Source organism: Sphingomonas sp. T1 (assembly GCF_902506585.1).
Classification (GTDB): domain Bacteria; phylum Pseudomonadota; class Alphaproteobacteria; order Sphingomonadales; family Sphingomonadaceae; genus Sphingomonas; species Sphingomonas aerolata.
In genome coordinates, this window is sequence record NZ_LR733875.1 from 278583 (window position 1) to 290206 (window position 11624).

The following is an 11624-nucleotide window of genomic DNA, read 5'->3' on the forward strand; positions in this document are numbered from 1 at the left end:
GCGATCGACCCTCCATAGCGATAAGATTGTTGCGGCGAAACGCAATTGTCCCACATCGCCACGGCATAACCGTGCACGCCAATTCTGTTGTTCCTTCCAAGGCCGCCTCAGGGTATGACACCTTGATGACGCAGGCGGTGCAGCGTCCATTCGGGGAACTCCGTGCGCTTCGACGACAGCCTGAAGACCGTGCTATCTGCCGACATGGCCACGGATTTCGGTGCTCAATCGGCGTGGCGTCAGATGGTCGACCTGATCGGACGCGGGCGTAGCCCGGCCGATGCTGAGTCGCTTGCTCGGTTGCAGGCGCTGCGCAAGCTGGTCCCCGACACGGTTCGCGCGGCAAGCGCGCGCGCGCTGGCGTTTGCGAAGCCCGATGTCGCACTGGTAGGGTTTTTCGCCGAAGACACCTTGGCGATCGCCGCCCCCGTGTTGCGGACCGCGATGCTGCCTGCGGATGACTGGCTTGCTCTGCTGCCTCAGCTTACGCCGGCGGGCCGATCCGTTCTGCGGCATCGGAAAGATCTGCCCGACCCCGTCTGTCGCGGTCTTGAGAGTTTCGGGTCGACCGATTTCGTCCTTGCGCATCATCCGGCGCCGTCCGAGGCTGCTCCCGCGATCAACCCCGGTGCAGAGGTGCAGCTTTCTGTCGATGACGCGGTGCCCGGACCTGCCGTCGAGGCTCCAGCGGAATCGCCCTCGTGTCCGACCATGCCGCACACCGCGTCGCCCTTTGTCACGCTCGGCGCGATTACGCGCGGTCTGCCAGTCGTGGCCGAAGCGCTGCGTCACGCGGCGGTACCGGCGACCGACGCCGCGCCCGAGCCCGTCGCGAAGCCCGAGCGGTTCGAGATTTCCGACCTCGTCAAACGAATCGACGCGTTCAATCGCGATCGGATCGTGCCCGACGCGACGGACTTTGCCGCGGAGGTTGCCGACAGCTTCCGCTACGAAACCGATCCGACGGGCGTGATCCGCTGGGTCGACGGCGTGTCGCGCACGGCGCTGGTTGGCGCCTCGCTGGCCTATGCCGCCGTTCAGGGTGAGGTTCAGATCGACGGAGTCGCGGCAGGCGCCTACCGGCGGCGCTCCGCCTTCGACGCGGCGCGGCTCCAGATCGGCGGTTTGTCGAGCGCTGCCGGTGCATGGCGTATTTCGGGTGTTCCGGCCTTCGATCCCGCATCGGGGCGGTTTACCGGGTTTCGCGGCACCGCCCGCCGGCCGCGCCGCGACGAGGTCGCGTCGCTCGGGGAGCCATTGGCCGCGCCCAAGTCGCCGGTTTCCGATTCGTTGCGGCAACTGGTGCACGAGTTGCGCACGCCGACCAATGCGATTGCGGGCTTCGCCGAACTGATCGAGACCGAATTGCTCGGCCCGGTCCCTGCAACCTATCGCGAACGCGCGGCAATGATCCGGAGCCAGGCGTCCGAACTGCTTGCCGCGATTGAGGATCTAGATACCGCGGCACGGATCGAAGGCGATGCGCTCGAGCTGCGCCCGACGATCGTGCCCGTCCTGCCGTTGCTCGACGGCGTGGTGCGTGACCTCGCGCCGCTGGCAGCGTTGCGCGGCGCCCAGGTCGTCATCGATCCGTCGGCGGCCCATTGCGACATCGCCGGTGACGACCTTGCGGTCGAACGGCTGGTGGGGCGCCTGCTGGCGACCCTCGTATCGGCCTGCAGCGCGGACGAGATGCTGATGGTCGCGGTCCTGTGCTGCGGCGATACGGTGGCGCTGCGCTTCGATCGGCCTCGCGCGATGGCTGTGCACGACACGAACATCCTGCTGAGCATCGACAACGACCGCGGTCACGAGCGCGATGGCGCCCCGTTGCTGGGCACCGGATTTGCGCTGAGGCTGGCGCAGAATTTTGCGGTCGAACTGGGTGGGCACATGGCGTTCGAGTCCGAACACATCATCCTCACGCTACCTGCCGTTGCGGCCGAACGGATGGAGCGCGTTCTCGACCGGTTTCGGTGAACGGCGCGCGGTACAGGCTGGCTTCACCGCCGGAGCCCATCGTCTGGCGGCCGGGTTTTGGCCCGCGCTACACGCTGTTCGTCGATGTCGAGGAGCAGTTCGACTGGACCGCGCCATTCGAGCGTACGCGACATTCGACGAGTGCGATGGCGGTATTCCCCGAGGCGCATGCGCGGTTCCGCGAGCAGGGCGTCGCGCTGACCTGTCTGGTCGATTATCCGATCGTCGACGACCCCGCCGCCGTCGAGATCCTGCGCGACGTCGTTGCCGATGGCCGGTCGGAGATCGGCGCGCAGTTGCACCCCTGGGTCAACCCGCCCTTTGGTGAGCCGCTGACCCCAGCGATGAGCTTTGCGGGCAATCTTCCCGAAGGCCTCGAAGCCGCGAAGCTCCGCTTGCTCACCGACGCGATTGCCACGGCGTTCGGTCGACGCCCGCGTGCCTATCGCGCCGGTCGCTACGGGGTTGGCCCGGACACGGTCGCGGCACTCACGGCGCTCGGCTACCGCGTCGATAGCTCGGTCCGGCCCGGCTATGACTATTCAGCCGAGGGCGGGCCCGACTTTTCATTGAGTGACCCGCGTCCCTGCCGCCGGGGCGCGCTCCTCAGCGTGCCGTTGTCGACGTTGTATGTCGGCGCGCTGCGTGGTGGCGGCGCGGGACTGTACCGCGCGCTGGGGCGAGTGCCCTATGCGCGCGGTGTCGCGTCGCGACTGGGGCTGTTGTCGCGGGTCGCGTTGACGCCGGAGGACATGCCGATCGGCGCCGCGCTGGAGGCGGTGACGATCGCGGTGGGCGAGGGGGTCGAACTGCTCAACTTCGCGTTCCATTCGCCGTCGCTCGTCCCCGGCAATACGCCCTATGTCCGCGACGCCGCCGATCTGCGCACGTTCCATGACTGGTGGTCGGCGATGCTGACCCGGCTCGACCGGCTGGGCGTGCGCAATGCGTCGCTCGACGAAATCCTGGAGAATGCCCTGTGACGACGCACCCTTCGCGCTGTGGCTGGGCGGGGCACGATCCGCTGATGTGCGCCTATCACGACACCGACTGGGGCGTTCCCGAACGCGACGGACGCGCGCTGTGGGAAAAGCTGATGCTCGACGGTTTCCAGGCGGGACTTGCCTGGATCACCGTGTTGCGCAAGCGCGAGGCGTTTCGCGCCGCCTTTGCCGGGTTCGACCCGGAACAGGTCGCGCGCTTCGACGAGGCAGACATCGCCCGGCTGATGGGGAACGCCGGCATCATCCGGTCGCGGGCCAAGATCGAGTCGACGATCGGCGGCGCGCGCGCGGTCCTCGCGATGCGCGAGGCGGGTCTGGATTTCGCGACCTATTGCTGGTCGTTTACCGATGGCAAGGTACTGATCGGCGACGGTGCCAAGCTGGTCACGCAATCGGCATTGTCGGCCCAAATCGCAGCCGATCTCAAGAGTCGCGGGTTCAAGTTCGTCGGTCCGACGATCGTCTATGCCTGGATGCAGGCGGTCGGGATCGTCAATGATCACGAAAGCACGTGCTTCCGTCGCGCGGAGCTCGGCGGCTAGGACGCGACAGGTCGGCGTGGTCAGAACGCGCGACGGTGCTTTCCGCCATAGCGACGGCCGATATAGTCGCCGATATGCGCGACCTCTATCGCCGCTTCGCGCACTGCGCCGTTCTGGCAAGGCATCGGGTCGCTGGCCGGTTCGGCGGCGCGGCGCTGGACCGTGGCGCAAAGCTCTTCGATGTCGGCCCGCGACAGGATGTTCTTCTCGCGCAACAGGCAGATCAGGCTTTGCAGGATGACGAGGTTCTTGTCCTCGGGATCGGCTTCGAGCCGTAGCGGCGTCGTCACTGTCTCTCTCCTTATGTTTATCCGGAGATGATATGCTCATGAGGTTCAGGCGCAAGGATTGATTTTCGCCGTGTTGCAACGGCTTGCCGGTAACGGGTGACGCATCGCCCTACGCACCCTATCTGGTAGGGATGTACAAACCGAAAGCCGGTCTTCCGACCCGCCAGCAGATCCTGGACTTCATCGCGTCGTCGGACGTCCCAGCGGGTAAACGCGAGATCGCCAAGGGCTTCGGCCTGAGTGCGCAGGACAAGATCGGACTGAAGGCGTTGCTGAAGGACATGGCGGACGAGGGGCTGATCGACAGCGCTCCCGGCCGCGCGTTTCACAAGATGGGCGGCGTGCCCAAGGTCACCGTGTTGCGGATCGCCGACGTCGACGATGCCGGCAATGTCTGGGCGGTCCCCGAGCGCTGGGAGGCCGAGGGCGTGCCACCGCCGCGGCTGCGCGTGCGCGAACGCAAGCGCGGTGCGCTGGGGGTCGGCGAGCGGATTCTCGCGCGGACCGAGGAGGCCGGCAATGGCTGGACCGCGCATCCGATGAAGGTGCTCGCGCCCGCGTCCGAACAGGTGCTGGGCGTGCTGCGCGAGGAGGCGGGGCGGCTCTGGCTGACCGGCGTCGACAAGCGCGAGCGGCGTGAGTTCGCGGTTGCCGATGCCGGCGGCGCCGCACCGGGCGATCTGGTGCTGGCCGAATTGGCTGGCAAGCCGCCGCGGATCGCCGCGCGGGTCGTCAACAAGCTGGGCGACCCGTTTGCGGCGCGCAGCTTCTCGCTGATCGCGATCCACAAGCATGGCATTCCTGACGTGTTCGCGGTCGAGGCGATCGACGAGGCCAAGCGCGTCGCGCAGTTGCCGCTCGGCGACGACCGGGAAGATCTGCGCCACCTGCCGATCGTCGCGATCGACCCGGAAGATGCACGCGATCATGACGACGCGGTCTGGGCGGAGGCGGACGAGGATCCGGCCAATGCCGGCGGCTGGAAGGCGATCGTCGCGATCGCCGATGTCAGCTTCTACGTGCGGCCGAAGTCGGAGATCGACCGCGAGGCGCGGCGGCGCGGCAATTCGGTCTATTTTCCCGACCGCGTCGTGCCGATGCTGCCCGAAATCCTCTCGGCGGACGTCTGTTCGCTGAAGGAGGGCGAGGATCGCGCTGCGCTCGCCTGTCATCTGGTGATCGGCAAGGACGGGACGCTCAAGTCGTGGCGCTTCACCCGGGCAGTGGTGCGGATCGCGGCGAACCTCGCTTATGAGGAGGCGCAGGCCGCTATCGACGGGACGCTGGCGCTCGACATGACCGAGACGGTGCTGAAGCCGCTCTGGGGCTGCTGGGCGTCGCTGGCGAAGGCCCGCGATGCGCGAGCGCCGCTCGACCTCGACCTGCCCGAGCGGCGGGTGGTGCTCGACGAGAAGGGGCGGATCATGTCGGTCGCACCGCGCGAGCGGCTCGATGCGCACCGGCTGATCGAGGACTACATGATCGCGGCCAACGTCGCGGCGGCCAAGGCGCTCGAGGGCAAGAAGGCGCCGGTCATGTACCGCGACCACGAGCCGCCGAGCCGCGAGAAGCTGATGGCGCTGAAGGATTATCTCGAGACGTTCGGGGTGCCCTTCACGCTGGGGCAGGTCATCCGGCCAGCGACGTTCAACCATGTGCTCGAGCGGATCGGCGATGCCGACTTCCGGCCGCAGGTGATGGAGCAGGTGCTGCGCACGCAGACCCAGGCCTATTACAGCCCCGCCAATCACGGGCATTTCGGGCTGGGGCTTGGCAGTTATGCGCATTTCACCTCACCGATCCGGCGCTATGCCGACCTGATCGTGCATCGGTCGCTGGTCGCGGCGTACGGCCTGGGGGCAGGCGGGTTGCCCGCCGAAGATGCGGCCGGGATGGAGGCGATCGGCGAGACGATCAGCCGGCTCGAACGCCGCGCGATGGAGGCGGAGCGCGACACGATCGATCGCTATGTCGCGTCCTTCCTGTCCGAACGCGTCGGTCAGATCATGGAAGTGCGGATTACCGGCGTCACCAATTTCGGATTCTTTGCGACCATCGAGGGAATCGGCGGCGACGGACTGATGCCGGTGCGCGACCTTGGCGGCGAATATTTCCGTTTCGACGAGGCGGCGCGGACGCTGGTCGGCGAGGATAGCGGCGACGTCTATGCGCAGGGGCAGATGCTCGACCTCAAGCTCGCCGAGGCAAACCCGGTATCGGGCGCGCTGCGCTTCGAAATGCCCGAGGGGAAGGGGGCCGCGGGGCCGGCACGCGCGCGCAAGCCGGGCCGCGAGATCAAGCGTCGCGGGCGTCCGGCGAACATCCGGCACCAGGGAAAGCGACGCTGATTGTGATCCCCGTTGCCACGGATGATGCGGAAGCTTTGGCATAAGCCCGGCGAGGTGCTAACGGCGCGCGCATGACGACCGAATTGTCCCGCATCCGCAACTTCTCCATCATCGCGCATATCGACCATGGCAAGTCGACGCTCGCCGATCGACTGATCCAGCAAACCGGCGGCCTGACCGCGCGCGAAATGTCCGAGCAGGTGCTCGACAACATGGACATCGAGAAGGAGCGCGGGATCACGATCAAGGCGCAGACCGTGCGGCTGGCCTACCGCGCGAAGGACGGCGAGGATTACGTCCTCAACCTGATGGACACGCCGGGGCATGTCGACTTCGCCTATGAGGTGAGCCGCAGCCTCGCCGCCTGCGAGGGCGCGCTGCTCGTGGTCGACGCGGCGCAGGGCGTCGAGGCGCAGACGCTCGCCAACGTCTATCAGTCGATCGAACACGATCACGAGATCGTGCCGGTCATCAACAAGATCGATCTTCCCGCCGCCGAACCCGAGAAGGTCCGCAAGGAAATCGAGGACGTGATCGGCATCGACGCGTCCGGCGCGGTGCTCGCATCGGCCAAGTCGGGCATCGGCATCGAGGACATCCTCGAGGCGATCGTCACGAAGATCCCGCCGCCCAAGGGCGATCCGGAGGCACCGCTGAAGGCCATGCTGGTCGACAGCTGGTACGATCCGTATCTCGGCGTCGTCATCCTCGTCCGCGTGATCGACGGCGTTCTGAAGAAGGGCCAGCAGATCAAGTTCATGCAGACCGGGACGATGCATCTGGTCGACCGGGTCGGCTGTTTCCGCCCGAAGATCGAGCAGCTGACCGAACTCGGCACGGGCGAGATGGGCTTCATCACCGCGCAGATCAAAGAGGTCGCGCAGACGCGCGTCGGCGACACGATCACCGATGCGAAGCGGCCTGCGCTGGAAGCGCTGGCGGGCTTCAAGGAAGTCCAGCCGGTCGTGTTCTGCGGCATGTTCCCGGTCGATGCCGCGGAGTTCGAAAAGCTGCGCGAGTCGATCTCGAAGCTGCGCCTCAACGATGCGAGCTTCTCGTTCGAGATGGAGACGTCTGCGGCGCTGGGCTTCGGCTTCCGCTGCGGGTTCCTGGGCCTGCTCCATCTGGAGATCATCCAGGAGCGGCTGACGCGCGAATATGACCTCGACCTCATCACCACCGCGCCGTCGGTGGTGTACGAGATCGAGCTGACCCACCCCGATCCGGCGGGCACGACGCATATCGAGCTGCACAACCCCGCCGACATGCCCGAGCCGAACAAGATCGCGACGATCAGCGAGCCGTGGATCGAGGCGACGATCTACGTCCCCGACGAATATCTCGGCAGCGTTCTCAAGCTCTGCCAGGACCGCCGTGGCATCCAGAAGAACCTGACCTATGTCGGCGGCCGCGCGCAGGCGACCTACGAGCTGCCGCTCAACGAAGTCGTGTTCGATTTCTACGACCGGCTGAAGTCGATGTCGAAGGGCTATGCGAGCTTCGACTATCACCAGATCGGCTATCGTGAGGGCGACCTCGTCAAGATGGGCATCCTGGTCAACGAGGAGCCGGTCGACGCGCTGAGCATGATCGTCCACCGCGGCACCGCCGAGGTACGCGGTCGCGGGATGGTCGAGCGGCTGAAGGACCTGATCCCGCGTCACCTGTTCAAGATCCCGATCCAGGCAGCGATCGGCGGCAAGGTGATCGCACGCGAGACGATCAGCGCGATGCGCAAGGACGTGACCGCCAAATGCTATGGTGGCGATGCAAGCCGCAAGAAGAAGCTTCTGGAAAAGCAGAAGAAGGGCAAGCTGAAGATGCGCGAATATGGGTCGGTCAGCATCCCGCAGGAGGCATTCATCGCCGCGCTGCGGATGGGCGACGACTCCTGATCGGATGTTCTCTTTCAGGCTGACGTGACGGATTTGTCATCGTCCCGATTGGTCGCGGGCATGAATGGTGGTGCATGGCGCGCGATCCTGGGGTCGGATAGCGTTGGTCATGGCACTGCATCCTGTTTTCTACGACGCAAGCGGGCGGCGTCGTCGTCGTTTCGCATTGGGTGTCATCGCCTTCGTAGCGCTCGTTTTATTGTCGGTGGCGGTGTTCGCCGTGTCGATCGGCGCGGTCCCGGCGGCACCGTTGCTGCCGTTCGAGCCCGAGCATCCCGGGCTTCACCGCTTGCCCGCACCGCATAGCGGCGTGATCGGACGGGCGCAGCGCAGCATCGATTATTACGGCAAGGCACTGTTCGGCGGACCCACCGCGGGCGCCGGCAAGGCGGGTGCGAAGGGGGGCGTCGGACAGGCGCCGCGCGCGACCAACCCGCGGCTGGCCATCGCCTTCCACGTGCCCTGGGACGAATCGAGCGTGGCGAGCCTTGCCCGGCATGTCGAACAACTCGACTGGGTCATTCCCGGCTGGGTGTCGGTGACCGGGGCCGACCACCGGATCACCGTGTTCCGCGATGTCGCGGGCCGCGCGGTGCTCAATCGCGCGATCCACCGCCCGGTGATCCTGCCCATGGTTCAGAACGCCAAGGACGGCGACTGGGACGGCGCGGGCAGCGCCGCGCTGTTTGCGGATGTGACCGCCCGGCGCGCCTTTCTCGATCGGCTGGTCCCTTTCCTGGTGGCGAACCATGCAGGCGGCGCCTTCTTCGATTTCGAGAGCCTGCCCGCGGGGGCGCAGGCGAACTACCGCCTGTTCCTTGCCGAGGCGAAGGCGCGGTTCGCACCACGCGGCTGGGTCGTCGCGATCGCCGCGCCGGTCGGGAACGCCGACTGGAACATGCGTGCCTATGCGCGCGTGACCGACAAGATCTTCCTGATGGCCTATGACGAGCACGAGACGAGCGGCCCGGCCGGGCCAATCGCATCGCAGCGCTGGTTCGCGCGGTCGGTCGCGAATGCCGCGCGCGGCGTCGCCCCCTCAAAGCTGGTCGTCGCGTTCGGATCCTACGCCTATGACTGGCATGACCGTGGCGGCGATGCGCTCGGCGTCGAGGAGGCGTGGCAGGCGGCATCCGATTCGGGCACCGTCCCGACGTTCGACAAGGGCAGCGGCACCAGCAGCTTCGCCTATGCCGATGGCGGGACCCGGCATCAGGTCTGGCTGCTCGATGCGGCCAGCGCGTATAACGAGCTGGCCTTTCTGCAAAAGGCGGGGGTGCAAAGCTTTGCGCTGTGGCGACTGGGGTCGGAGGATCCGGCGCTCTGGTCGATCTTCGGGCGCGACCACCGCCGATTGCCCGATCCGCGTGCGATCAACACGACACCGGCCGGGACGAATGTCGATATCGAGGGCAATGGCGAGATCCTGAAGATCGGGTCGACGCCGGTGTCCGGGCTGCGTGATACTGTCGCGGCTGCCGACGGGACGATCGCGGACGTCCTCTTCACGCGCATGCCCTCGCCCTACGTCGTCCAGCGTACGGGCTACAGCCCGCGGGCGCTTGCGCTCACTTTCGACGATGGGCCCGACGCCGAATGGACGCCGCAGATCCTCGACATCCTCAAGCGCAAGCACGTGCCGGCGACGTTCTTCGTGGTGGGCGAGAATGCGCTGACGCAGCGGAGCCTGCTCGAACGCATGGTGGCCGAAGGGCATGAGGTCGGCAGCCACACCTATACACACCCCAATCTGGCCACCGTATCGGGGCGGCAGGTCGGGTTCGAGCTCAACACGACGCAGCGGCTGTTCCAGGCGTTCACCGGGCGATCGCTCCGCCTGTTCCGCGCGCCCTATTTCGGCGATGCCGAGCCGAGCACCGCGGACGAGATCAAGCCGGCGCTCGAGGCGCAGCAGCGTGGCTATGTGTCGGTAGGCCTGCACGTCGATCCCGACGACTGGAAGCGTCCGGGTACCGCGGCGATCATCGACCGCACGATCGCACAGGTCGTGGAAGGATCGCCCGAACGCAGCGCCAACATTATCCTGCTGCACGATGCGGGGGGCAACCGCGCGCAGACCGTCGCGGCGCTGCCGGTGATCATCGACCGGCTGCAGGCGATGGGATATCATTTCGTGCCGGTCTCGGCGCTGGCCGGGCTGACGCGCGATGCGGCGATGCCGGTGATATCGTCGAGCGACCGGGTCGCGGCGGTCGCGGATCTTGCGCTGTTCAGCACGCTGGGTGGACTGGTAATCGGCCTGCGCTGGATCTTCGGGATCGCGATCACGATCGGCATCCTTCGCGCGCTCGCGCTGTCGGCGCTGGCACTGATCCAGGCACGCCGCGAATTGCGGACGGTGTTCCCGGCGATCGATCCGGCTCGATTCGTCACGGTGATGATCCCGGCGTTCAATGAGGAACGCGTGATCGTCCGCGCGGTCGAGGGCGTGCTGGCCTCGACCGACGTCGTGGTCGAGGTGATTGTGATCGATGACGGGTCGAGCGATGGCACGAGCCAGGCCGTCGCCACCGCCTTTGCCGGCGACGCGCGGGTGCGGCTCATGACTCTGGCGAACGGCGGCAAGGCGCGGGCGCTGAACCGCGGGCTGGCCGCGGCGCGCGGTAACATCGTGATTGCACTCGACGCCGATACGCAGTTCGAACCGCTGACGATCGCGCGGCTGGCGCGGTGGTTCGACGATCCGGCGCTGGGGGCGGTCGCGGGCAATGCGAAGGTCGGCAACCGGGTCAATCTGATCACCCGCTGGCAGGCGCTCGAATATATCACGGCGCAGAATCTCGAGCGCCGGGCGCTTGCGCGGCTGAACGCGATGACGGTGGTTCCGGGCGCGGTCGGCGCGTGGCGACTGGCGGCGATCCGCGCGGTCGGCGGCTATCCCGACGATACGCTGGCCGAGGATCAGGATCTGACGATCGCGATCCAGCGCGCGGGGTGGACGGTCCAGTATGACCAGTTCGCGATCGCCTGGACCGAAGCGCCCGAGACGCTGCGCGCGCTCGCCAAGCAGCGGTTCCGCTGGGCGTTCGGGACGCTCCAGTGCCTGTGGAAGCATCGGTCGGCGATCGGCCGCAGCCAGCCGCGCGGACTTGGCTGGGTCGGGCTGCCCCAGGCGATCGTGTTCCAGATCCTGCTGGCGGCGATCTCGCCGATCATCGACCTCGCGCTGCTCGTCAGTGTCGCAACGACCTATGTCGCGGTCTCTGCGCATGGCTGGGCACAGAGCAGCCACGACCTGCAGACCATGCTGACCTATTGGCTGGTCTTCACCGCGATCGACCTGCTCGCGGCGACGATCGCGTTCGCACTCGAGCGACGCGAGCGGTGGAGGCTGCTCTGGCTGCTGATTCCGCAGCGGATCGGCTATCGCCAGGTCATGTACTATGTTGTGCTCAAGGCACTCGCTCAGGCTTTGCGGGGGCCGATGGTCGGCTGGGGCAAGCTGGCCCGGACGGGGCGCGTGACGGCGCCCTCCGGGGCGGAATGAACCCCATGTCCGTTGTGGCGTTCAGCGGGCGGCATATTATAGCGCCGTGATTGTTGG

General features: G+C 66.7%; 7 protein-coding genes. 6 read left to right on the forward strand and 1 reads right to left on the reverse strand.

Annotated features, from left to right (window positions below; genetic code table 11):
- Positions 1-162 precede the first annotated feature (162 nt).
- The 3 genes from GV027_RS01220 to GV027_RS01230 are packed head-to-tail and all read left to right on the forward strand — an operon-like array spanning position 163 to position 3526.
- Positions 163-1980 (forward strand): histidine kinase dimerization/phospho-acceptor domain-containing protein, encoded by a 1818-nt coding sequence (locus GV027_RS01220; RefSeq protein WP_236558991.1) that lies wholly within the window; start codon positions 163-165, stop codon positions 1978-1980.
- On the forward strand, positions 1977-2963 hold the full coding sequence (locus GV027_RS01225) for a polysaccharide deacetylase family protein (protein ID WP_159510696.1): 987 nt from the start codon (positions 1977-1979) through the stop codon (positions 2961-2963). The genes GV027_RS01220 and GV027_RS01225 overlap by 4 nt, the downstream gene beginning before the upstream one ends.
- Positions 2960-3526 (forward strand): DNA-3-methyladenine glycosylase I, encoded by a 567-nt coding sequence (locus GV027_RS01230; protein ID WP_159510697.1) that lies wholly within the window; start codon positions 2960-2962, stop codon positions 3524-3526. The genes GV027_RS01225 and GV027_RS01230 overlap by 4 nt, the downstream gene beginning before the upstream one ends.
- 20 nt (positions 3527-3546) lie before the next feature.
- Here GV027_RS01230 and GV027_RS01235 read toward each other — a convergent pair whose 3' ends face one another.
- On the reverse strand, positions 3547-3816 hold the full coding sequence (locus tag GV027_RS01235; protein ID WP_031439915.1) for a hypothetical protein: 270 nt from the start codon (positions 3814-3816) through the stop codon (positions 3547-3549).
- A gap of 131 nt (positions 3817-3947) precedes the next feature.
- Here GV027_RS01235 and GV027_RS01240 point away from each other — a divergent pair, with 131 nt between their 5' ends.
- The 3 genes from GV027_RS01240 (at position 3948) to GV027_RS01250 (ending at position 11567) form a co-directional block, all read left to right on the forward strand.
- Positions 3948-6164 carry a ribonuclease R family protein gene (locus GV027_RS01240; RefSeq protein WP_159510698.1) on the forward strand — a complete coding sequence of 739 codons (2217 nt, stop codon included), beginning with the start codon at positions 3948-3950 and terminating at the stop codon, positions 6162-6164.
- 71 nt (positions 6165-6235) lie between these two features.
- A complete protein-coding gene (gene lepA, locus GV027_RS01245; RefSeq protein ID WP_031395119.1) occupies positions 6236-8059 on the forward strand; it encodes a translation elongation factor 4 in 1824 nt (607 codons plus the stop codon).
- A gap of 109 nt (positions 8060-8168) precedes the next feature.
- On the forward strand, positions 8169-11567 hold the full coding sequence (locus GV027_RS01250) for a polysaccharide deacetylase family protein (RefSeq protein ID WP_159510699.1): 3399 nt from the start codon (positions 8169-8171) through the stop codon (positions 11565-11567).
- The last annotated feature ends 57 nt before the right edge of the window (positions 11568-11624 follow it).